This is a genomic window from Cryobacterium sp. TMT1-2-2, from assembly GCF_004403505.1.
In the GTDB taxonomy this organism is placed as follows: Bacteria; Actinomycetota; Actinomycetes; order Actinomycetales; family Microbacteriaceae; genus Cryobacterium; species Cryobacterium flavum.
Map to the genome: position 1 here is coordinate 115,600 of NZ_SOGS01000026.1, position 22,971 is coordinate 138,570.

Annotated in this window: 20 protein-coding genes and 1 tRNA gene; 13 read left to right on the top strand and 8 right to left on the bottom strand. The window is 65.7% G+C overall.

Annotation, left to right across the window (positions count from 1 at the left end; all coding sequences use genetic code 11):
* Window positions 1-55: 55 nt before the first annotated feature.
* Entirely contained in the window at window positions 56-1,009 is a 954-nt protein-coding gene (locus tag E3T35_RS17085; RefSeq protein ID WP_134346375.1) for a ferritin-like domain-containing protein, read from the top strand.
* A gap of 122 nt (window positions 1,010-1,131) precedes the next feature.
* A complete protein-coding gene (locus E3T35_RS19410; RefSeq protein ID WP_206750661.1) occupies window positions 1,132-1,275 on the top strand; it encodes a hypothetical protein in 144 nt (47 codons plus the stop codon).
* Between the two features lie 61 nt (window positions 1,276-1,336).
* On the opposite strand, the gene E3T35_RS17090 is transcribed toward E3T35_RS19410, so the two are convergent.
* Window positions 1,337-2,974 (bottom strand): molybdopterin-dependent oxidoreductase, encoded by a 1,638-nt coding sequence (locus E3T35_RS17090; RefSeq protein ID WP_134380237.1) that lies wholly within the window; start codon window positions 2,972-2,974, stop codon window positions 1,337-1,339.
* 246 nt (window positions 2,975-3,220) lie between these two features.
* Between E3T35_RS17090 and E3T35_RS17095 the strand changes: the two genes are divergently transcribed.
* Window positions 3,221-5,719, top strand: a complete 2,499-nt coding sequence (locus E3T35_RS17095; RefSeq protein ID WP_134346373.1) for an RNA helicase — start codon at window positions 3,221-3,223, stop codon at window positions 5,717-5,719.
* Between the two features lie 137 nt (window positions 5,720-5,856).
* Here the strand turns inward: E3T35_RS17095 and E3T35_RS17100 are convergent, their stop codons facing one another.
* The 6 genes from E3T35_RS17100 to E3T35_RS17125 form a co-directional block, all read right to left on the bottom strand.
* Window positions 5,857-6,798, bottom strand: coding sequence for a sulfurtransferase (locus tag E3T35_RS17100; RefSeq protein WP_134380239.1), 942 nt, complete (start codon window positions 6,796-6,798; stop codon window positions 5,857-5,859).
* A 92-nt stretch (window positions 6,799-6,890) separates the two neighbouring features.
* The gene (locus tag E3T35_RS19535) at window positions 6,891-7,310 is read right to left on the bottom strand and encodes a LysM domain-containing protein (RefSeq protein WP_166790004.1); all 420 of its coding nucleotides are present in this window, start codon (window positions 7,308-7,310) and stop codon (window positions 6,891-6,893) included.
* Between the two features lie 177 nt (window positions 7,311-7,487).
* Complete coding sequence (locus E3T35_RS17110) at window positions 7,488-8,873, bottom strand: L-serine ammonia-lyase (protein ID WP_134380447.1); 1,386 nt, start codon at window positions 8,871-8,873, stop codon at window positions 7,488-7,490.
* Window positions 8,874-8,980: 107 nt separating this feature from the next.
* Window positions 8,981-9,322: a hypothetical protein gene (locus E3T35_RS17115; RefSeq protein ID WP_134380243.1), complete on the bottom strand. Its 342-nt coding sequence runs from the start codon at window positions 9,320-9,322 to the stop codon at window positions 8,981-8,983.
* A complete protein-coding gene (locus E3T35_RS17120) occupies window positions 9,276-10,376 on the bottom strand; it encodes an acyl-CoA desaturase (protein ID WP_134346369.1) in 1,101 nt (366 codons plus the stop codon). The genes E3T35_RS17115 and E3T35_RS17120 overlap by 47 nt, the downstream gene beginning before the upstream one ends.
* Window positions 10,377-10,531: 155 nt before the next feature.
* On the bottom strand, window positions 10,532-12,088 hold the full coding sequence (locus tag E3T35_RS17125; RefSeq protein ID WP_134380245.1) for a dolichyl-phosphate-mannose--protein mannosyltransferase: 1,557 nt from the start codon (window positions 12,086-12,088) through the stop codon (window positions 10,532-10,534).
* 62 nt (window positions 12,089-12,150) lie between these two features.
* On the opposite strand from E3T35_RS17125, the gene rsmI reads away from it, so the two are divergent.
* From rsmI to E3T35_RS17170, 9 genes are all read left to right on the top strand, one after another.
* Complete coding sequence (gene rsmI / locus E3T35_RS17130) at window positions 12,151-13,014, top strand: 16S rRNA (cytidine(1402)-2'-O)-methyltransferase (protein WP_134346368.1); 864 nt, start codon at window positions 12,151-12,153, stop codon at window positions 13,012-13,014.
* A gap of 61 nt (window positions 13,015-13,075) precedes the next feature.
* The gene (metG, locus tag E3T35_RS17135) at window positions 13,076-14,647 is read left to right on the top strand and encodes a methionine--tRNA ligase (RefSeq protein WP_134380247.1); all 1,572 of its coding nucleotides are present in this window, start codon (window positions 13,076-13,078) and stop codon (window positions 14,645-14,647) included.
* Complete coding sequence (locus E3T35_RS17140) at window positions 14,640-15,638, top strand: TatD family hydrolase (RefSeq protein WP_134380249.1); 999 nt, start codon at window positions 14,640-14,642, stop codon at window positions 15,636-15,638. The genes metG and E3T35_RS17140 overlap by 8 nt, the downstream gene beginning before the upstream one ends.
* The gene (gene rsmA / locus E3T35_RS17145; RefSeq protein ID WP_134380251.1) at window positions 15,635-16,507 is read left to right on the top strand and encodes a 16S rRNA (adenine(1518)-N(6)/adenine(1519)-N(6))-dimethyltransferase RsmA; all 873 of its coding nucleotides are present in this window, start codon (window positions 15,635-15,637) and stop codon (window positions 16,505-16,507) included. The genes E3T35_RS17140 and rsmA overlap by 4 nt, the downstream gene beginning before the upstream one ends.
* Window positions 16,508-16,558: 51 nt before the next feature.
* A complete protein-coding gene (locus tag E3T35_RS17150) occupies window positions 16,559-17,485 on the top strand; it encodes a 4-(cytidine 5'-diphospho)-2-C-methyl-D-erythritol kinase (RefSeq protein ID WP_092340781.1) in 927 nt (308 codons plus the stop codon).
* 55 nt (window positions 17,486-17,540) lie between these two features.
* Window positions 17,541-19,334, top strand: a complete 1,794-nt coding sequence (locus E3T35_RS17155) for an ABC-F family ATP-binding cassette domain-containing protein (protein WP_134380253.1) — start codon at window positions 17,541-17,543, stop codon at window positions 19,332-19,334.
* Window positions 19,335-19,533: 199 nt separating this feature from the next.
* Window positions 19,534-20,424: a MetQ/NlpA family ABC transporter substrate-binding protein gene (locus tag E3T35_RS17160; protein ID WP_134380255.1), complete on the top strand. Its 891-nt coding sequence runs from the start codon at window positions 19,534-19,536 to the stop codon at window positions 20,422-20,424.
* Between the two features lie 131 nt (window positions 20,425-20,555).
* Window positions 20,556-21,584 carry a methionine ABC transporter ATP-binding protein gene (locus E3T35_RS17165; RefSeq protein ID WP_134346365.1) on the top strand — a complete coding sequence of 343 codons (1,029 nt, stop codon included), beginning with the start codon at window positions 20,556-20,558 and terminating at the stop codon, window positions 21,582-21,584.
* Between the two features lies 1 nt (window position 21,585).
* On the top strand, window positions 21,586-22,245 hold the full coding sequence (locus E3T35_RS17170; RefSeq protein ID WP_134346364.1) for a methionine ABC transporter permease: 660 nt from the start codon (window positions 21,586-21,588) through the stop codon (window positions 22,243-22,245).
* A gap of 6 nt (window positions 22,246-22,251) precedes the next feature.
* On the opposite strand, the gene E3T35_RS17175 is transcribed toward E3T35_RS17170, so the two are convergent.
* Window positions 22,252-22,743, bottom strand: a complete 492-nt coding sequence (locus E3T35_RS17175; RefSeq protein ID WP_134346363.1) for a MarR family winged helix-turn-helix transcriptional regulator — start codon at window positions 22,741-22,743, stop codon at window positions 22,252-22,254.
* 123 nt (window positions 22,744-22,866) lie between these two features.
* Here E3T35_RS17175 and E3T35_RS17180 point away from each other — a divergent pair.
* Window positions 22,867-22,938: transfer RNA gene (locus E3T35_RS17180), tRNA-Gln, on the top strand.
* The last annotated feature ends 33 nt before the right edge of the window (window positions 22,939-22,971 follow it).

Sequence of the window (22,971 nt, forward strand, 5' to 3'; positions counted from 1 at the left end):
GCCGTTGTTACTTCAGACCCACCCGGCACATTCGCCAATCGACAGGAGAACAAGAATGTTTGATCAGGGTTTCATTACCAGCGCTATCAACCGCAGTGCAGAGAATTCTTCGGACCGCCGAAACTTTCTGCGGGCGGCTGGTGTGGCCGGGTTCGGTGTGGGAGCAGCCATGCTCGCCACTGGCTCACCGGCTTTGGCCGCGGAATCGACCGGCCCGGCAGCCGCGCCGAGTGACGCGTCCATTTTGAACTTCGCACTCAATCTCGAGTACCTCGAGGCAGAGTTCTATCTGCGGGCTACGACCGGCAGCGGGCTGCCCGACAGCATGACGACCGGAACCGGTACCCGCGGCGGCGTGACCGGTGGTCGGATGGTGCACTTCAAGACGTCGATCATCAAGAAGTACGCCGCCGAGATCGCCGCCGACGAGAAAGCTCACGTGGCCTTCCTGCGGTCCGCGCTCGGTAGCGTCGCCGTGTCACGCCCCAAGATCAACCTCGACGCGAGCTTCACCGCCGCCGCCCAGGCGGCCGGACTGGTCAAGCCCGGACAGAAATTCGACGTGTACGCGAACGAGGCGAACTTTCTGTTCGGCGCGTTCATCTTCGAAGACGTCGGAGTCACCGCCTACAAGGGCGCGGCGCCACTGATCTCGAACAAGACCTACCTCGAAGCGGCCGCCGGCCTGCTCGCGGTCGAGGCCTACCACGCCGGCGTCATCCGCAGCACGCTCTACGCGCTCGGTGTGGCACTGCCCTCGGTGTACACGACCGTGCAGGCGATCTCCGATGTGCGCGACGCCGTCGACGGCCCGACCGACCTCGACCAAGGCATCGGCAACGCCTCGAAGTCGAACCTCGTGCCGACCGACGCCAATGGCCTGGCGTTCAGCCGCAGCGCCGCCCAGGTGCTCAACATCACCTATCTCAACGCGGCTCCGGTGCGGTCGGGCGGGTTCTTCCCGGCCGGCGTGAACGGTGTCATCAACACCAGCGGTGCCAACGGCTAGCCCGTCAATACCAAAGCGCGCGGGAGTTGCGCCAGTACGCGGGAGGCGAAACTCCGGCGTACTGGCGCAGCTCCAGCGTCGCGCGTGACGCGGAAGTGCAGGTGGGGCCGCGAACACTGACAGTGACAGTGACAGTGCCGGTGGCCGCTGAGGCCGAGCGGGCGACGCTGTGGCGCGACGTGATCGTGGCGAGGGCGTCGTTCTTCGCGCCCTACGAGCACAAGGCTGGCTGCACCGTGCCGATCGCGGTGCTTCGCCCCCGCTAGACCGGCCCGGGTGCAGGTTCAATCATGAGCTCGGCAGGCAAACCTGCGCCCAGCGCGTCACTTACGAGACGGACACCGAGATCTCGTGCAGTCCGGTGGCCCCGTCGGGCGCGACGTCGGCAGTGGCTGACGTTTGCACGAGACCCTCGGCATCCGTTGCCCGCACCTTGACGGTATGGTTACCGATGGTCGCATCGCTCCAGGTGTAGGCCCACTGCCGCCAGGTGTCGACGGAGATCACGTCGGCGAGGGTGGCGTCCTTCCACGGGCCGTCGTCGATCTGCACGGAGACACTGCTCACTCCCACGTGCTGCGACCAGGCGACGCCGGCGATGACGACGGATCCGGCGGGCACCGAGGTGCCGTCGCGCGGCACGTCGACCCGGGAGGACAGCTTGACCGGGCCGAGTTCGGACCAACCGCGCGGAGTCCAGTAGCCCTGTTCCTGGTCGAATCGGGTGAGTTTGAGCTCGACGACCCACTTCGTGGCCGAGACGTAGCCATACAGCCCGGGCACGACCATGCGCACCGGGTAGCCGTGCTCGAGCGGCAGTGGTTCGCCGTTCATACCCACGGCAAGAATGGCGTTGCGACCGTCGGTCAGCGCTTCGATCGGGGTGCCGGCCGTGAAGCCGTCCTGGCTTGTGGAGAGCACCATATCCGCCCCGCTCGTGGGCGTGGCGCGGGCCAGCAGCTCGCGAATTGGGTAGCCGAGCCAGGTGGCATTACCGATCAGGTCGCCGCCGACGTAGTTCGACACACAGGCCAGGGTGGTCGTGCTCTCCTCGAGTGGCAGCGCGAGCAGCTCGGCGAAGTCGATCTCGACCTCATTCTCGACCATGCCGGTGACTCTCAGCCGCCAGGTCGTGGGGTCGATCCGCGGCACGCTCAGGGCGGTGTCGATGCGATAGAAGTCCGCGTTCGGCGTGATCAGCGGGGTGATGCCCGCCACGTCGAGGCTCGCCCCGGCCGGTATTGCGGCCTGCCGAACGGATGCCGCTGGCAGCGTGAATAACGCGCGCGCGGCATCCGCTGCCCTGGTCGCTGCGGCGCTGAGCTGGCCGCCGACCAGGGCGAGCAGCCCGATGCCCGCAGCGACGCCGGTGTAGACGAGAAAGCGGCGGCGGTCGGGGCCGGGCGTCTCGGCGCGGTCCGAGGTGTCAAAGGGTGCGCCCAGTTCGAGCGCCCCGTCGGGTGTGGCGGCGGTGCTCTCGGTGGCTCGAAGTGTCGGCAGCCTCGTGGTGAGGAAGGTCAGCGCGATCGCGGCGACCCCCATGGCGACAACCGCCGGCACCGCGTCTAGGGTGGAGGCGCTCGAGCGGGAGAGCGCCGCGAACAGGGCGATCGCGCCGATCAGCACGACAAGCAGACGGCCGAACGGTGGACGCCTCGATTCAAGAATGCCGGCCAGAGCGGCGACCACGGCCAGCACGAGCACGATGGTGACGATGAGCACGAACTTGTCGGCCGTGCCGAACAAGCCGATCACGAGTTCTTTGACACCGGGCGGAACAATGTCGATGACGAGCGCGCCGACGGTCAGCACCGGGCTCGCGCCGGGGGCGATCCATGCGGCAGTCAGCTCGGCCAGGCCCAGGCCGGCCAGGGCTGCGGCGAGTCCCGCGGCCGCCGGGCGCCAGAGGGCCCGGGCGCGGCGGGGGGTCCGAGCCGCAGCGGTATCGGGGGTGACATAAACCATGCAGCCAGCCTAGAACCGGCGGCTGTGATTAGCACTCTGCCCGGGGTCCGCGCCGGTTTCGTCAGACATCCGTCACATCTTGGCTCCGGGTTTGGTGGCTAAGTCAGGAGATCGGCGATGAAATGACCGATTGCCCCGCCTTCGTGCACCTTTCCGAGGGGATTTCCGGAATTAGCCACGGGGGAGGGACGGCGTGGGTACCGTTCGTGGGCGGGAGCGGCAGAAGTAGTGCAGTGTTAAGGGACTATGTCTTTGCTTGTGCGCCTCGAAAACGAAACCGACCCCGACGTTCTCTTCGAGGCGTTCGAATCCTGGGCGACCGACCAAGGCCTCACCCTGTACCCGGCCCAGGAGGAGGCGGTCATCGAGATCGTCTCCGGGGCCAACCTGATCCTCAGCACCCCGACCGGAACCGGCAAGTCGCTCGTGGCCGTCGGCGCGCACTTCGCCGCGCTCTCGGCCGGCAAGCGCAGCTTCTACACCGCGCCAATCAAAGCCCTCGTGAGCGAGAAGTTCTTCTCCCTGGTCGAAACCTTCGGCGCCGAGAACGTCGGCATGATGACCGGCGACTCGAGCGTCAACGCCGACGCCCCGATCATCTGCTGCACCGCCGAGATTCTCGCCAACCTGGCACTGCGTAACGGCGAAGACACCGAGGTCGACCTCGTCGTGATGGACGAGTTCCATTTCTACGGCGACCCGGAACGCGGCTGGGCCTGGCAGGTGCCGCTGTTGCTCCTGCCGCGCGTGCAGTTCATCCTCATGTCGGCCACCCTCGGCGACGTGAAATTCATCAGTGACGACCTGACCCGGCGCACCGGGCGGCCAACCGCCGTCGTCACCGGGGTGGAACGCCCGGTCCCGCTCAGCTACTACTACGAGCAGACGCCGGTGCATGAAACGGTCGAAGAGCTGCTGCACACCGACAAAGCGCCGGTCTACATCGTGCATTTCTCCCAGGCGGCCGCCCTGGAACGCGCGCAGGCCCTCGCGAGCGCCAAGGTCGCCACTCGTGAACAGCGCGACGTCATCGCCGAACTGATCGGCGAGTTCCGGTTCACGACGAGTTTCGGCAAGACCCTGTCGCGGCTCATCCGCATGGGAATCGGCGTGCACCACGCCGGCATGCTGCCCAAGTATCGGCGGCTGGTCGAGCAGCTCGCGCAGCGCGGCTACCTGCGGGTGATCTGCGGCACGGACACCCTCGGCGTCGGCATCAACGTACCGATTCGCACCGTGCTGTTCACCGCCCTCACCAAATACGACGGCGTGAAAATGCGCCAGGTGAACGTGCGGGAGTTCCACCAAATCGCCGGGAGGGCCGGGCGGGCCGGCTACGACACGGCTGGCACGGTGGTCATCCAGGCGCCGGAGCACGAGAGCGAGAACCTCAAGGCCATCGAGAAGGCCGGCGACGACCCGAAGAAGAAGCGCAAGATTGTGCGCAAAAAGGCGCCGGACGGCTTCGTGTCCTGGGGCGAACCAAGCTTTCGCCGTCTGGTCGATGCCGAACCCGAGACCCTGTCGCCCTCCATGCAGATGACCGCGGCGATGCTCATCAACGTGATCGGGCGCGGCGGCGATGCCTTCGCCCACGTGCACTCCCTGGTCTTCGACAACCACGAACCATGGCGCCGCCAGCTGGTGTTAGCCCGACGCGCCCTGGGCATCTACAAGACCCTGCGTGAAGCTGGAATTGTGGAGCAGAGCGCGAGCGGCAGCATCCGTTTGACCGTTGACCTGCAGGCGAATTTTGCGCTCAACCAGCCGCTGTCACCGTTTGCGCTGGCCGCGTTCGAACTGCTCGACCCGGAATCGCCTACCTACTCGCTCGACATGATCTCGATTCTGGAGTCGACCCTCGACAACCCGCGGCCCGTGCTCATGGGGCAACAGTTTGCCGCCCGGGGTGAGGCCGTGAACGCGATGAAGCGCGAGGGCATCGAATACGACGAGCGGATGGCGCTGCTCGAGGAGATCACGCACCCCAAGCCGCTCGAAGAACTGTTGAACTACACCTTCGACACCTATAAGGCTTCGCAGCCGTGGATCGCGGACTTCGAGCTCCGGCCCAAGTCCGTGGTGCGCGATATGTATGAGCGGGCGATGTCGTTCGGCGAGTTCATCGCGTTCTACAAGCTGGCCCGCAGCGAGGGCGTGGTGTTGCGCTACCTCTCGGACGCCTATCGGGCCGCGCGGCAGACCATTCCCGACGAGGCCAAGAGCGAAGACTTGCTCGACCTCATCGAATGGCTCGGCGAACTCGTGCGTCAGGTGGACTCGAGCCTGCTCGACGAGTGGGAAGAGCTGCTGCACCCCGACCTAGCCGCGCACGAAGCGGATGCCCACGCGATCCTGCCGCCGCCGCCTCGCCGCCTGACCACCAACGTGCGGGCCTTCCGCATTCTGGTGCGCAACGAGCTGTTCCGTCGGGTGCAGTTGGCCGCGCTGGAACACTACGACGAGCTCGGTGAACTCGATCGCGAGCATGGCTACTCGGCCGATGTCTGGGCAGACGCGATGGACGGCTACTTCGCCGAGCACGACGAGCTACTCACCGGCGGCAACGCGCGCAGCTCCGACCTGCTCATGATCGGGGAGGGCGTCGAGGAGTGGACCGTGCGGCAGATTCTCGACGACCCGGCCGGCGACCACGACTGGGGGATCAGCGCGAGCGTGAACCTGGCCGATTCCGACGAGCTCGGCGCGGCGGTCGTGCGCGTCACCGGGGTGAATCGCCTCTAGCGCGGCGTCGCGCAGGCGCGTGCCAGTGGATCTGCCCAGGACTGTGCCCGATCTCGGTGGCCGCTAACGAACCGACCTAGCGGCCACCGAATTCCGGCGCGCTCATCCGCGGCGGGCGTCGGCGCGGGTGCTGTGGGCTACGCGCCGGGCGCGTTCAGCGGCGCCGCGGCGTCGGCGGCCCACTCGTCGAGCGAGCCGTCGTAGATCGATACGTGCTCGTTACCGGCGCGGATGAGCGCGAGAGCACTCGCTGCCGCGGCGATACCGCCGCCGCAGTAGGTGACGAGGTGACCCGACGCACCCGCCGCTGAAGCCGTGACGGCCGGGGAAAGCGTTGCATCGAGCTGGTCACCGCGCAGGAACGCGTTCGTGGCAGGATCCACGAGCGTGCTGGCCGGCAGGCTGATGCTGCCGGGGATGTGCCCGGCCCGCGAGCGGGACCCGGCCGTGCCGGCGAATTCCGCCGGCGGCAGGGAGCAGACGAGGGCGGCATCCGCTACGCCTGCCACGATGGACTCGACGAAGCTCTTGTCGACCCACAGCTCGGGACGCGGCGCTGCCGTGAACCCGCCGACAACCCGCGGACGCACGCCGCCGGTCGCAAAGGGGCGTGTTTCGGCGTGCCACTTGGTGAGGCCGCCGTCGAGCACGGCGACATCGTCGTAGCCAAAGGCGCGGAACAACCACCAGATGCGGGCCGCCCACTGGCCGACCACGGCGTCGTAGACGACTACGGTCGTGCCGTTGTCGATACCGACGGATGCCGCCGCCTTCTCGAACAGGTCGGCGTTCGGCCGGGAGAAATCAAATTCACCGGCCGGGTCGGAAAAGACGTCGAACAGGTCGGCGAACACGGCCCCGGGAATGTGCCCCTTGGTGAGGTAATCGTCACGACCGCTGAGGTAGCGGGGACCCGCCGCCCCCGACTCGGTCGTGGACGGGGCTAGCGCAAACACGGTGGCGTCGAGAATGACCAGGTTGTCGGAACCGAGATGATCGGCAAGCCACTGGGTCGAGACAACGGGGCTGGAGACAACGGGGCTGGACACAAGGCGCGAAGGCGGAACGGGAGAACTCATGGTGCAAGGCTAGCGGGGGCCGCCGACAGCCGACGGAACCGGTGCCGGGTCGAGTCATCCGGCGACACAGTGGCCGGTGAAACTCCGGCCGGTTAGCGCGTCGTGGTCCAGTCCAGGTTGATGACCTGCTTGATGTAGATGTTTTCGCCGAGCCCCGGTACCGAGGGGTTCATGGTGAGCAGCAATTGCACCGGAATATTGAACCGCTGAGCTATGTCGAAGAACGCGTCGCCTTCGACGACGGTGTAGGTGAGTAGTGCGCCCGCACCGTCGGCGGTCGTGGTGCCGCGGGCTCCAGGCGTAGCGCCCTGGTCAGCCGCCGGCCCCTGCGGGAGCGGCACCGGCTCTGCGTTGGGAACGAGGTCGGGCACCGTCGGGTTCGGAATCAGCGCCGCCTCCTCGGTGGGAACGGGCGTCGGTGTCGGCGTGGGACTCGGTGTGGGCGTCGGCGTGACGTCCGGGGTGATGGTCACAGTGACGGCCGGAGCCGGTTCGCCGGCACAGCCAGCCATCGCCACGAGCAGGAGAGTGGCGACGATGATGCCCCACGGGCGGCGTGCGAGTGTGCTGCGAATGGTTCAACCCTTTCAAGAGGCGCGATGCGACATCGTCGATGCACGCGTTCAGCCAGTTTAGGCTGCCGACATGGCGGCAACACGGAGCTGACTACCCCCATTCAGGGGTGTCCGTCAGCACTCGATGACGTTCACGGCGAGCCCGCCCTCGCTGGTTTCCTTGTACTTCGTCATCATGTCAAGTCCGGTCTGCCGCATGGTCTCGATCACGGTGTCGAGCGAGACCAGGTGGGTTCCGTCGCCGTGCAGCGCCAGCCGGGCTGCCGACACCGCGGTCGACGAGGCAATGGCGTTGCGCTCGATGCAGGGCACCTGCACGAGGCCCCCGACCGGATCGCAGGTGAGCCCCAAATGGTGTTCCATGGCAATTTCGGCCGCATTCTCCACCTGTCGCGGAGTGCCGCCGAGCACAGCGCAGAGCGCGCCGGAGGCCATGGCGCAGGCCGCGCCCACCTCGGCCTGGCAGCCGCCCTCGGCTCCGGAGATCGACGCGTTGGCTTTGACCAGGGAACCGATGGCCACAGCCGTGAGCAGATACCGACGGATGCCGGCGGCATCCGCTCCGGGAACGAAGCGCAGGTAGTAGTGACCGACGGCCGGGATGATGCCGGCCGCCCCGTTGGTCGGTGCGGTGACCACCCGGCCGCCAGCCGCGTTTTCCTCGTTCACCGCGAGCGCGAAGGCGTGCAACCACTCGGTGGAGGTATCGCGGTCGCGCAGCGGCAGCCCGTCATATTCCTCCAGGCGCATACGTACCGCCGCGGCCCGACGCTTGACCTTGAGGCCCCCCGGCAGCAGCCCCGTGTGACTGAGCCCGGCGTCGACGCAGGTGTGCATGGCATCCCAAATGGCGTCGAGGCCCGCGTCGAGCGTTGCGGCACCGTGGATCGCTTCCTCGTTGCGGCGGGCAACCTCGCAGATGGTGAGCTCGTGCGCGTCACACAGGGCGAGCAATTCGGCACTGGAATCGTAGGGGAGTGGTTGAGCGACACGGGCCTGTGCGCTCGAGCGTTCGGTGCCGCGGCGGATGAACCCGCCACCGATCGAATAGAAGGTTTCCTCGAGCAGGGGCGGGGCATCCGTTGCGCTGTCGGTCGCCCAGGCCGAGAGGGTGAGCGCGTTGGGGTGGCCGGGCAGACGGGTGCGCGGCTCGAAGAGCACGTCGCTCGTGCTGATCGGAATGCGGTGCCTACCGAGCAGAGTGAGGGTGGCGCCATCGCGCAGGCCGGACCAGGCGAAACGTACCTGGTCGGGGTCGCAGGTCTCCGGGCGCAGCCCGGTCAGCCCGGCGAGGACGGCATCGGGCGTACCGTGGCCGAGACCGGTTGACCCGAGCGATCCGAAGAGGGAACAGCGGATGCGTCCCACCTCGGCCAGACGGCCGGTCGCCACGAGGTCTTCGGCGAAAACGCGGGCAGCACGCATCGGACCCACCGTGTGGGAACTAGACGGGCCGATTCCGATGGAAAAGAGGTCCAGGGCTGAGACGTACGCTGTCACGGTCTTCATGGTACGGCACCCGCACGCGGGAGTTAACCCAACAATGCCCCGCACCCTGAGGTGCGGGGCATTACCCGAGAGGTCCATGGACCTGCCGAGAACGGTGGCTACGCGATGGTGAACGTGATGGTCGACACGCAGGGGTCGACGGCGGTACTGCCGACCGCATCCGAGTAGTTGGAACGGAAGGTGTTGGCCGGAACGCTCAGGGCGAAGGTCGGGGCGAGCGTGAGGGTGCCCTTGCCAAGGGTCGTCGTGTAGACGAGCGACTGGGCGACGTTGCGGATGGTGAGGGGGCAGCCGTAGGCGCGGCGTCGGAACCGGTTCCGGCGGTGGTACTGCCAATTAACTGCATCAGGCCGCCTCCCAGAGGGGAAACGGCCTGAGGCAAACTGGGTGGTGTTAGTGCGTGCGGAAGCGTTGCACCATTGGGCAATCGAACGGGTCACGCGCGGCCAGGCCCACCTTGTTGAGGTAGGCGATGACGATGCCGTAGCTCTCGAAGACGCCGGTTTCGGTGTACTTCACGTCGTGGGAGATGCAGTATTCCTTGGCGATCTCCTGCGCCTTCCGCAGGTGCGGTCGGGCCATGTTCGGAAACAGGTGGTGTTCGATCTGGTAGTTGAGCCCACCCATGTAGGTGTCGATGAAGGTGCCACCGCGAATGTTGCGGCTGGTGAGAACCTGGCGGCGCAGAAAGTCGACGCGGCTTTCGGCCGGAAGCTGCGGCATCCCCTTGTGGTTGGGAGCAAACGATGCGCCCATGTAGACACCGAACACGGCCATCTGCACACCGATGAAGGCGAAGGCCATGCCGAGCGGCAGAAAGTAGAAGATGACGGCGAAGTAGGCGGTGATGCGCGTGACGAGCATCGTGATCTCGACCCAGCGTTCGCTGACCTTGTTCTTACCGAAGACGGTTTTGAAACCCTGGATGTGCAGGTTGATGCCTTCGAACATGAGCAGGGGGAAGAACAGGTAGCCCTGCTTGCGGGTGACGATAGCGCCGAGCCGGCTCACCTTCTTGGCGTCTTCTTCGCGGAACACGATGAAGTCTGGCTCGATGTCGGGGTCCTTGCCGATGACGTTCGGCTGGGCGTGGTGCCGGCTGTGCTTGGTCATCCACCAGGCGTAGCTGATGCCGACGAAGAGGTTGGCCAGGACACGGCCGGCCCGGTCATTTGCCCTGCCGGAGGTGAACACGGCGCGGTGCGAGGCTTCGTGGGCCAGAAAAGCGAACTGGGTGAAGATGATGCCGAGCGCGCCGGCGATGATCAGCTGGTACCAGGTATCGCCGAGCAGAACGAACCCGGCAGCAGCGCCGAGCGTGGCCACGACGAGAATGGAGAAGACCATCCAGTAGAAACCGGTGCGACGGCCGAGAAGGCCGAGATTGCGCACGGTATGCAGGAGCGCCGAATATTCGGTTGTGGGATTCTTTGTGTCTCCACCCGGCCGGGTCCTGATGATGCGGACCGAGGGTGCGGCTAGTGCTTCCGACATGAGGCCTTTGTGGATCGGGACTTCTCAGCCGGGACGTGAGCAATTACTCGTGGATCAGATAATCGTCAGTCTACGTTCGCCGGAGCGTAATCCGTGCCTCATTCACACAGCATTCTCAGTCATTATATGCCAAAAATGGAATGTATCTGACCGATCTATCGCCAACTTGGCATCCAAATGTGGAGCTGCCAAAACGCGAATGGAGTCTGCATTCCGGTCCATTCCGGGAAGAAGAACGCGGTCAGCAGCAGCGCCACCCCGAGGCCGACAATGACGGCGCCAAGCGCTCCGACCCGCGGTTGGGGGTCATATTCGTACACCTGCGAATGTGCTGAATGCCGGTGTTCTGGCCTGGACAGTTCGGGAATTCGCTTGAGGAACATGCCGATGACGAAAACGAGGCCGAGCAGCAGATAGGGTTCGAACGCGATCGTGTAAAACTGAAAAACCGTGCGGTTCAGGTACATCAGCCACGGCAGGTAGCCGGCGACCATTCCCATGAGAATGAGGCCGACCCGCCATTCCCGGTAACGGGCCAGTCGGTAGACCAGGTAGAACAGCGCGGCGGTCGCCGCCCACCAGATCAGCGGGTTGCCGACCGAGGTGATCGCCTCGGAGCAGTTCTGAAACTGGCAGCCGAATTCGCCCTGACTGGAACCGCGGTAGTACATGCTGGTCGGGCGAATCATGAACAGCCAGGTCACCGGGTTGGCCTGGTACGGATGCGGCGTGGCGAGGCCCACGTGGTACGTGTATGCGGCCGCCTGGTAGTGCCAGAAACTCTGCAGGGTGTGCGGAACCCAAGCGAGCGGACCGGTCCAGGCCGCTCCAGCCCCGTCTGCCCACTCCCGGTAATACCCGCCGCGGGTGACGAACCAGCCCGTCCAGGACACGAAGAACGTGGTGACGGCCACGGGAACCAGGAGCAGGAACGTGGCGGGGGCCTGCTTCAGAATGGCGGCACTGGCCCAGAAAGTGACGCCGTTACGGCGCCGAGCGAGCGCGTCGACGACAACGAGGTAGACGCCGAAAGCGGCCAGAAAGTACAGCCCCGACCATTTCACCGAACTGGTCAGGCCGAAGGCGAGACCGGCGGCAAGCAGCCACGGTCGCCACCACAGGGTCGGGCCCCATCCGACGTCGCTCACCCTGGCCATCCGGGCGGCCAGACGCGTCGCGTGCCATTGCCGATCCATCAGGATCGCCCCGAAACCGAGCAGTGCGAAGAACATCACGAAGTTGTCGAGCAGAGCAACCCGACTCATGACGATGGCATGACCGTCGATGGCGAGCAAAAAACCAGCGATCACGGCCAGTAGGCGCGACTGGAACAGCTTGCGGGCCACGAGCATGATGAGCACGACCGCGAGCACTCCGACCACCACGGTGGCCAGGCGCCAGCCCCACGGGTTGCCGGGACCGAGCAGGTTCATGCCGAGGGCGATGAGCCACTTACCGAGCGGCGGGTGCACCACGAACGACGGATCCGTCGTGAAGATGTCGGTCTGCCCGGCCTCGAACAAGGGATTGGCGTCGGCCGGCCAGGTGGACTCATACCCGTTATTGAAGAGGGTCCAGGCGTCCTTCACATAAAAGGTCTCATCAAACACGAGAGCGTGCGGCACGCCGAGGTTCCACAAGCGTAATCCGGCGGCCAGCAGGACCACGAGGAGGGGCGCGCCCCAGCGAACCCATCGACTAGTTGCGAGCACCTGACTATCGTACCGAGCAAGCGAAGAACGAAAGGCTCGCCCGAGGCTGCGAGAATTGCAGCATGATCATCCTTGCTGCCACCCCGATCGGAAATCTCGGCGACGCCTCCCGGCGCCTGATCGAGACCCTGAGTACCATCACGATCGTGGCCGCCGAGGATACCCGCGTCACCGTGCACCTGCTCAAAGCCCTCGGCATCGAGAATCGGCCCAAGCTCATTGCCCTGCACGACCACAACGAACGCGGCAAGGCCGCCGAACTGGTCGAGCTCGCCCGCGACGTCGACATCCTCGTGCTGAGCGACGCCGGAATGCCCACCGTCTCCGATCCCGGCTTTCATTTAGTGGATGCCGCGGTGGCGGCCGGCGTGCAGGTCACCGCCCTGCCCGGGCCGTCCGCAGTGCTGACCGCTCTCGCCGTCTCCGGGCTGCCGACCGACCGGTTCACCTTCGAAGGCTTCCTGCCGCGTAAGCACGGTGAGCGGATCAAGCTGCTGCGTGACCTCGCCGCAGAACGCCGCACCATGGTGTTCTTCGAATCGCCCAACCGTCTGGCCGACTCTCTGCTTGACCTCGCGGCAACGCTCGGAGCTGACCGTCGCGTCGTGGTCTGCCGGGAACTGACCAAGTTCTTCGAAGAGGTCAAGCGCGGCACGGCGGCCGAACTGGCCGAGTGGGCGGCGGCCGGCGTGCGCGGCGAGATCTGCATCGTCGTTGCGGGTGCTGAAGTGCGGGTACTGGACCTGGCCATGGGCGTGGCGGAGGTGCTCGACCTGGTAGCGGGTGGCATCCGCTTGAAGGATGCTGCGGCCGACGTGTCGGCGGCCAGCGGCCTCGGCAAGCGTGAACTCTACGAGCACGCGCTGCAGGCCAAGACCGGGGCATCCGCGCCGAAACCCGACCGGTCGGCCTTTCCGCTCGGTTAGGCCGAGGCCCGCCCGGCGTAACAGGGAGGAGAGTCGGTGGCCTGGCGCATAAGATGAACGCATGTCCGCTGGCTCTTTTTACATCACCACGCCCATTTTCTACGTGAATGATGTGCCGCACATCGGGCACGCCTACACCGAGGTCGCTGCCGACGTGCTCGCGCGCTGGCACCGGCAGTCCGGCGATGACGCCTGGCTGCTCACCGGCACCGACGAACACGGCCAGAAAATTCTGCGCACCGCCATCGCCAACGGCGTCACGCCCAAGGAATGGGCCGACCGTCTGGTCGAGACCGCGTGGAAGCCGTTGCTGGAGACCGTCAATATCGCCAACGACGACTTCATTCGCACCACCGACGAACGCCACGAGGTGAACGCGCAGAAGTTTCTGCAGCACCTGCACGATGAGGGTCATATCTACACTGGCGAGTACGAGGGCTACTACTGCGTCGGCTGCGAGGAGTACAAGCAGATCAGCGACCTCGTCGACGGCACCGGTGACTATGCCGGCCAGCCGGTCTGTGCGATTCACTCCAAGCCGGTGGAACTGCTGCACGAGAAGAACTACTTCTTCAAGATGAGTGCCTTTGCCGACCGACTGCTGGCCCTGTACGAGGAGAACCCCAACTTCGTGCAGCCGGAAGCGGCCCGCAACGAGGTCATGTCCTTCGTCAGGCGCGGCCTGAGTGACCTGTCGATCTCCCGGTCGAGCTTCGACTGGGGCATCAAGGTGCCGTGGGACGAATCGCACGTCGTCTATGTCTGGTTCGACGCTCTGCTGAACTACATCACCGCGGCCGGCTACGGCCAGAACGACGAGGAATTCGCGAGCCGCTGGCCTGCCACCCACATCGTCGGCAAGGACATTCTGCGCTTTCACGCCGTCATCTGGCCGGCCATGCTCATGGCCGCCGGCATCGAGGTGCCCAAGCAGGTCTTCGGCCACGGCTGGCTGTTGGTCGGCGGAGAGAAGATGAGCAAGTCCAAGCTCACCGGTATCGCCCCGAGCCAGATCACCGACACCTTCGGTTCCGACGCTTTTCGGTACTACTTCATGCGCGCCATCAGCTTCGGCCAGGACGGCTCGTTCAGCTGGGAGGATCTCTCGGCCCGCTACCAGTCTGAGCTCGCCAACGGCTTCGGCAACCTCGCGTCCCGCGTGATCGCCATGGTCGTGCGGTACTGCGACGGCGTCGTGCCCGAAGCTGGCACGTTGACGGCCGACGACCTCGCGATTGCCGCGACCGAACAGCGCGTGACGGATGCCTCGCGCGCCTTCATCGTGACCCTCGCCATCCACGACGCCCTCGCGAGCGTGTGGGAACTGGTCGACGAGCTCAACGGCTACATCACCCTGCAGGAGCCGTGGGCGCTGGCCAAGAACCCGGAGACGCGGGCGCGCCTGGAGAGCGTGCTGCACACCGCCGTGCGCGGCCTCGGCACCCTCACCGTGCTGCTCTCGCCGGTCATTCCCATCGCGACCGGCAAGCTGTGGACCGCCCTCGGTGGCGACGGCGCGCTCGCCGACCAGCGCATCGACCGGGCCTGGGAATGGGCCGGCGGCGCACACGCCAGCCCGCTCGAGCCGCTGTTTCCGCGCATCGAATCGATCGTGGAGCCGGCCGATGCCTAGCGACGCGGTGCCCAGCGATTCCCTCACCAGTCTCGACGGAGGCGTCGACGGCTACGGCAGCGCCATTCGGAAGCGCGAGAACACTCAGGGCCGTGACCTGAGCTACCCGCCGCTGCCGGAACCGCTCACGGTGCCCGTCTACGACAACCACACCCATCTCGAAATCAGTGACGGCGAGCATCCGCTCAGCTATCGGGAACAGCTCGATCGCGCCTCGAGCGTCGGCGTGCGCGGGGTGATCCAGGTCGGCGGTGACGTGGAAACGTCCCGCTGGTCGGCCGCGTGCGCCCTGATCGAGCCGCGCATGCTGGCCGCCGTCGCCATCCACCCCAACGAAGCGCCAGCACTCGACGCGGCCGGCACCCTCGACGACGCCCTCGCCGTGATCAACGAACTCGCCGGACAGCCGCGCGTGGTCGCGGTCGGCGAGACCGGCCTCGACTTCTTTCGCACCGGCGAAGAAGGCCGCGCCGCCCAGTTTCGATCCTTCGAGGCGCACATTCGCATCGCCAAGGAGAACAACCTGGCGCTGCAGATTCACGACCGCAACGCCCACGAAGCCGTCATCGAAACCCTGCTCAAGGTGGGCGCCCCCGAACGCACCGTCTTTCACTGCTTCTCCGGCGACGCCGACATGGCTCGCCTCTGCGCCGATCATGGCTGGTATATGTCGTTCGCCGGCAACGTCACGTTCAAAAACGCCTCCATGCTGCGCGACGCCCTGTTCGCTGCCCCACGCAACCTGCTGCTGGTCGAAACGGATGCCCCCTTCCTCACCCCCCTGCCCTACCGTGGCCGGCCCAACGCGCCCTACCTGCTGCCGAATACGCTGCGCGGCATGGCTGCCCACCTCGAAACGGATGTCTCCCTGCTCTCCGCTCAAATCACCGCCAACACCGAGCTGGTCTACGGCCGCTGGGACGCCGAACCGGTCACGGCCGCCCACGACGATCCAGGCCCGGACCCCACCCCGCGCGGCGGCATCGCATGACCGACGTTGCTGACGAGCCGAAGCCCGCGAAGACCCTCCTCGGTCCGGCTGAGATTCGCGACCTCGCCGAGATGCTCGGCGTCAACCCCACCAAGAAGCTCGGCCAGAACTTCGTCATCGACGGCAATACCGTACGGCGCATCGTCAAGGTCGCCCGGGTCGCACCCGGCGACACCGTGGTCGAGGTCGGACCAGGCCTCGGCTCGCTCACCCTCGGCATGCTCGAGGTCGGCGCCGTCGTCGTCGCCGTCGAAATCGACGACCGCCTGGCCGAGCAGCTGCCACTCACCGTCGAACTCATGCAGCCCGGCGCCAGACTGTCGGTCATCCGTGCCGACGCCCTGAAGATCACCGAGCTGCCCGGCGACCCCACCCGGCTCGTCGCCAACCTGCCCTACAACGTCTCTGTGCCGGTGTTGCTCTACCTGCTCGAGCACTTCGAGTCGATTCGCGCCGGTGTCGTCATGGTGCAGGCCGAGGTCGGCGAACGCCTCGCAGCCCCGCCCGGCAACAAGATCTACGGCAGCCCGAGCGTCAAAGCCGCCTGGTACGGCGATTTTCGCACCGCTGGCAAAGTAAGCCGCCAGGTGTTCTGGCCGGTCCCCAACGTCGACTCGATCCTGATCGCCTTCGACCGGCGGCCCCAGCCGCTGGAATCCGAGGAGCTCCGGCTCAAGACCTTCGCGCTCGTCGACGCCGCTTTCCAGCAGCGCCGAAAGATGTTGCGGCAGTCCCTGTCGGTCGTCCTTGGGGACTCGGCCACGGCATCCGCTCTGATGAGCGCGGCGGGCATCGACCCCGAGGCGCGGGGCGAGCAGCTCACCGTGCACGATTTTCTCGCCATCGCGCGCGTCTGGTCACCCGCGTAGCTGCGGCGGCGGTCGGTGCGGGCACACGGGCTGGGCTAAGTTAAAAGCATGATGACGACCGCCGGTACCACCGCTGTGCACGCGCGGGCACCGGGCAAAATCAACGTCTTCCTCAAGGTCGGCGCCGTCATGGAAGACGGTTACCACGACCTCGCGACCGCCTACCAGGCTGTCTCCCTGTTCGAGGACGTGCGTGCCACGCCGGCCAGCGACTTCTCGGTCGAGTTCAGCGGCAGCATCGACACCTCCGGCCTCGCCACCGGCGGCAGCAACCTCGCCATCAAAGCAGCCAGGGCCCTCGCCCGCAAGACCGGCTATCGCGGCGGCGTGCACCTCGAGATCGAGAAGAACGTGCCCATCGCCGGCGGGATGGGCGGCGGCTCGGCCGACGCCGCGGCCACCCTGCTCGCCTGCGACGCCCTGTGGGGGACCAGCGCCACCAAGGACGAGCTGCTCGCCATTGCCGCCACCCTCGGCGCCGACGTACCGTTCTCCTTCACCGGCGGCACCGCTATCGGAACCGGTCGCGGCGACCAGCTGAGCCCGGCGCTGGCCAAGGGAAAATTCCAGTGGGTACTCGCCCTGGCCGACTTCGGTATGTCGACGCCCGGTGTGTACCAGGAGCTCGACCGGCACCGCGATCGCCACGCGCAGGACATCTTTCCGGCCGAGCATCAGCCCAGTGTCGACGCGAACGTGCTGCAGGCACTGCGCGCCGGCGACCCGCACATGCTCGCCGACGTGCTGCACAACGACCTGCAGGCTCCGGCGCTGCACCTCGCGCCCGGGCTCGGCAAGGTGCTGCAGCTCGGCGAAGAGAACGGCGCCCTGGCCGGCATCCTCTCCGGCTCCGGCCCGACCGTGGCTTTTCTGGTAGCGGATGCCGACAGCGCGCTCGAATTGCAGGTCGCGCTCTCTGCCTCCCGCCTCAAGGTCGTGCGAGCCACCGGCCCGGTGCATGGGGCCCGCCTCATCTGAGCCTTCGCATTCGGCCCGGGATGACAGCGCCCAGCGTGCCGTAAACTCGGAGGCTATGGCACATCTTCTCGGGGCTGAGTCCCTGCACCTCGAATTTCCCACCCGCGTTATCTTTGACAGCGTCACCGCCGGCCTCAACGAAGGCGACCGCATCGGCGTCGTCGGCAAGAACGGTGACGGCAAATCCACCCTCATGCGTCTGCTGGCCGGCCGCATGGAACCCGACGAAGGCCGGGTCACCCGTCGCCGCGGCGTCACTATCGGCATGCTCGACCAGTCCGACGACCTCGCCAGCGGCCAGACCGTCGGCCACACCATCGTCGGCGGCATCGAAGAACACGTCTGGGCGGGCGACGCCAAGGTGCGCGACGTCATCGGCGGCCTCGTACGAGACATTCCCTGGGACGCCCTGGTCGACGACCTCTCCGGTGGCCAGCGCCGTCGGGTAGCCCTCGCCGCCGTGCTCATCGGCGACTACGACTGCATCTTTCTCGACGAGCCCACCAACCACCTCGATGTGGAAGGCATCTCCTGGCTCGCCGGGCACCTCAAGACCCGCTGGGCCGCCCAGTCGGGCGGACTCGTGGTCGTCACCCACGACCGGTGGTTCCTCGACGAGGTCTGCAACATCACCTGGGAGGTGCACGACCGCCTGATCGAGCCCTTCGAGGGAGGCTACGCCGCCTACATTCTGCAGCGCGTCGAGCGCGACCGCATGAGTTCGGTCGTCGAGTCCAAGCGCCAGAACCTCATGAAGAAGGAGCTGGCCTGGCTGCGCCGCGGCGCCCCGGCCCGCACCGCCAAGCCCAAGTTCCGCATCGATGCCGCCAACGTGCTGATCGAGAACGAGCCGCCGCCCCGCGATACCGTCACGATGCAGTCGATGGCCATGCAGCGCCTCGGCAAGGACGTCGTCGACCTCATCGACATCGGCGTGAAGTTCGGCGACAAGACCGTGCTGAACGACATCACCTGGCGCATCGCACCGGGGGAGCGCACCGGAATCATGGGCGTCAACGGGGCGGGCAAGTCCACCCTGCTGAACCTCGTCGCCGGCACCCTGCAGCCGACCAGCGGGCACGTGAAGCGCGGCAAGACCATCAAGGTCGCCGTACTCACCCAGCAGCTGTTCGAACTCGACGAAATCCGCAACGACCGCGTGAGCGACGTCATCGGCCGCCAGAAAACCAGCTACATGGCCGGCGGTAAGGAGATCACGCCCGGCCAGATGCTCGAACGCATGGGCTTTCTGAGCGCGCAGCTCACCACCCAGGTCAAGGACCTCTCCGGTGGCCAGAAGCGCCGACTGCAACTGCTGCTGATCGTGCTCAGCGAGCCGAACGTACTCATCCTCGACGAGCCCACCAACGACCTCGACACCGACATGCTCGCCGCCATGGAAGACCTGCTCGACTCCTTCCCCGGCACCCTGCTGGTCGTCTCGCACGACCGGTACCTCATCGAGCGCGTCACCGACAACCAGTACGCCGTCATGGACGGCGGCTTTCGCCACCTGCCCGGCGGCGTCGACCAGTACCTCGAGGTGCGCCGCAAAGCTGTCGCCGGCCCCGCTCAGGGGTCGCCGACGGATGCCGCTGGCAAGGCCAAAAAGATCCCCACCCTGGGTGGCGCCGAACTGCGCAACGCCCAGAAAGAGCTCGGCTCGATCGACCGCAAGGTGGTCAAACTGCAAGAGCGCATCGCACTCAAGCACGAAAAGCTCGCCGCGCACGACCAGTCCGATTTCGCCGGTCTCGGCGCGCTCGGCGTGAAACTGACCGAACTGGAAGAGACCATCGCCACGCTCGAAACCCGCTGGGTCGAACTTACCGAGTTGATCGAGGGGTAACGTCGCAGAAGCTGTGACGCAGTGTGTCGGGGGAGGCCACGCGTCGCAGTTTCAGCGCGTATCGTTGTTGAGTGCCTCGCAGAGCTGCGGCACAGACCCCCACCCCCAACACCCGGGGTTGATCTGTGCCCAAAAAATCGCTGTGCCCATAATCGCCATCGGCGCTCTCGGGGAATTCACACAGCGAAAGAGACCCTCCATGAAAAAGCCACGTTCCTTCAAGAAGTCCGTACTGGCCGCACTCGCGATTCTGCCGCTTGCGGCACTGCTGGCCGGGTGCGCAGGCGCTGCTGGTGGCGACGACGTCGTGAAGATCGGGGTCGTCGACGCGAGCGAACCGTACTGGGATGTCTTCACACAAGCCGCAGCCGACGCAGGGATTACGGTCGACCTGGTCAACTTCGCCACCTACGAACAGCCGAACCCTGCCCTGACCGCCGGCGAAATCGACCTCAATCAATTTCAGACCATCGTCTACCTCGCAAACTACAACGTGGCGAGCAGCCAGGACATCTCGGCAATCGGCGCCACCGCAATCTACCCGCTGGGTCTCTATTCCACGCAGTACACCAGCGTCGATGAGATTCAGAAGGGCGACACGGTCGCCGTGCCCAACGACCAGAGCAACATGGCCCGCGCCCTCGTCGTACTCCAGTCAGCCGGTCTGATCGAGCTCACCGACGGCGGCACGATTTCGTCGTCACTCGACGACATCGACACCGCCGCCTCGCGGGTGAAAGTGACGGCTCTCGACGCGTCGCTCACGACGACCTCGCTGCCCGACGTCGCCGCCGCGATCGTCAATAACGAGTTTGTTGGAAAGGCCGGGCTCAGTTTCTCGGATGCCATCGCCCAGGACGATCCGGCCGACTCCAAGTCCGTGCCCTATGCGAACGTCTTTGCAGCGCGCGCCGAGGACAAAGACAACGCGACATACCAGAAGCTCGTCGAGATCTACCAGACCACGAAAGCCGTTCAGGATGGTGTTCGCGAAGCGTCCGGCGACACGGCAGTGCTGTTGACGACCCCGGTTGCCGAGCTTGAAGAGTCGCGCGTCGCGGTCGAGGCCGACACCAAGGCTCAGAAGTAAGCATCAGCGTTACCGCGTGAGCAGTTTCGGTTCTTTCTAAGATTTACGCCCAATAGCCGAGACTGCTCGTTCGCGTTCCCGGCGCGACATCACGATAGACCAGCAACGAGAAGGTTTTTGAGGAACAACGGATGGCTCTAGTAAGCCTGAGGAATGTCAGCAAGGTGTACCCGCCCGCGAGCAAGGGTGCACCGAGTGTCACGGCGATCGACTCGGTCAGTCTCGACGTGGAGGCCGGGGACATCTACGGGATCATCGGATACTCCGGTGCCGGTAAGAGCACACTTGTGCGACTCGTGAATGCTCTCGAACATTCAACGAGCGGCGAGATCATCGTCAACGGGCAGGATATCGCCCTGCTGTCGGAGCGCGAGCTGCGCAAGGTGCGCCTCGGCATCGGCATGATCTTTCAACAGTTCAACCTGCTCGGTTCACGCACGGTGGCGCGCAACGTGGCCTACCCGCTCGAAGTGGCCGGGCATCCCAAGGAGCAGCGCGCCGCCCGCGTGGCCGAACTACTCGACTTCGTCGGCCTCTCTGATAAGGCCGGGTCCTTTCCCGACCAACTCTCCGGCGGGCAGAAACAGCGGGTGGGCATCGCCCGCGCCCTCGCTACCCAGCCGAGCATTCTGCTGGCTGACGAAGCCACGAGTGCTCTCGACCCGGAAACCACGCACGAGGTGCTCGCCCTGCTGAAGCGGGTGAACGCGGAATTCGGCGTCACCATCATCGTGATCACCCACGAAATGGACGTCATCCAGACCATTGCGACCAAGGTCGCCGTGATGGATCAGGGGCGAGTCATCGAACGCGGCCCCGTCTTCGACGTGTTCTCGAACCCGCAAGCCGCGGCATCCGCTCGTTTCGTTTCGACCGTGGTCAAGGGGATTCCGTCGCCCGACGAACTCGCCGTGTTGCGTGAGCGGCACGCGGGCCGCATCGTGACGCTGGCCTTTCGCGACAGTGCGGTCGACCAGAAGGCCGTCTTCGGCGAGTTCTCGAGTGCCGGAGTGGCGTTCGAGGTCGTCTACGGTGGCATCAATGAGATACAGGGGCGCCCGTTCGGGCATCTCACCCTCGCGCTCACTGGCTTAGACCCGGTCATCGACCAGGTGCTCGCCCACATTCGAACGCTCACGACCGTCACGGAGGTGCGCTGACATGGATGCACTCATCGACCTGCTGCCCGAACTGTGGACGGCCACCTACGAGACCCTGTACATCGTCGCGCTGACCCTGTTCTTCGGTGGCTTGGGCGGCCTGCTGGTCGGTCTCGGGCTCTACTTGACCCGTGCCGGCAGCATCCTCGAGAACAAGCCGTTGTTTTTCGTGCTGAATCTGCTGGTCAACTTCATTCGCCCGATTCCGTTCATCATCTTTCTGGCGGCGGCGCAACCACTGGCCCGGGCCGTCACCGGCAGCGGCATCGGTAATAACGCGATCATCTTCACGATCGCTCTCGCAGCCTCCTTCGCCATGGCTCGAATCGTGGAGCAGAACCTGCTCACCGTGACGCCCGGCGTGATCGACGCGGCCCGCAGCGTCGGCGCCGGGCCGATTCGCATCATCTTCACCGTGTTGCTGCCGGAAGCGCTCGGACCGCTGATTCTCGGCTACACGTTCATCTTCGTCGCGCTCGTGGACATGTCAGCCGTTGCCGGTTACGTCGGTGGCGGGGGCCTTGGTAATTTTGCGCTGCTCTACGGCTACCGTCAGTTCAACCCCATCGTGACCTGGGCGGCGGTGCTGCTGATCATCGTGCTGGTGCAGGTCGTGCAGTTCTTCGGCAACTACCTCGCGCGCAAGGCTCTTCGCCGGTAGCGGTAGCTAGTCGAAGTCGAGGCTGAGCTTTCGCAGCAGGCCGGCCAACCGCTCCTGGTCGGTCACCGAGAGGGTATCGAGCAGGTCGGCTTCGGCGTCGACCAGCCGGGTGATGGCGGCATCCACTCGTGCAAGCCCGGAAGGCGTCATGCCCACCAGGATGCCGCGACCGTCGTTGGGTGCGGAGCGGCGCGTGACCAGACCGCGGTCAACGAGCCCGTCGATGCGGTTCGTCATGGTGCCACTTGAGACGAGCGTCTGCAGCAACAACGCCTTCGGGCTGAGCTCGTAGGGCGTGCCGGCGCGGCGCAGGGCCGAGAGCACATCGAACTCCCACGATGCGAGCTCCGACCGGGAGAAGGCGGTGCGGCGGGCCCGGTCGAGGTGCTTCGACAACCGGGCAACCCGGCTGAGCACCTGCAGCGGCGCAAAATCCAGATCGGGCCGTTCGCGCAGCCACGAATCGACGATTCGGTCGACTTCATCATGGGCAGGCATTGCTCCATTATCCCGCTTACCCGGGGGTTTCTTCGCCCAGAGGCTGTCTGGCCGCCGTCAGCGGTGCTGCGCGCCGCTCAGAATCTGGCAGACTTGACTGGTTGCTGGCCTCGGCCAGCATGGTCCGCCATAGTGTAACGGCAGCACGGCAACCTTTGGAGTTGTTCGGTCCAGGTTCGAATCCTGGTGGCGGAGCCCTCACTTTCTTCACCAAATGCGTTAGGAATC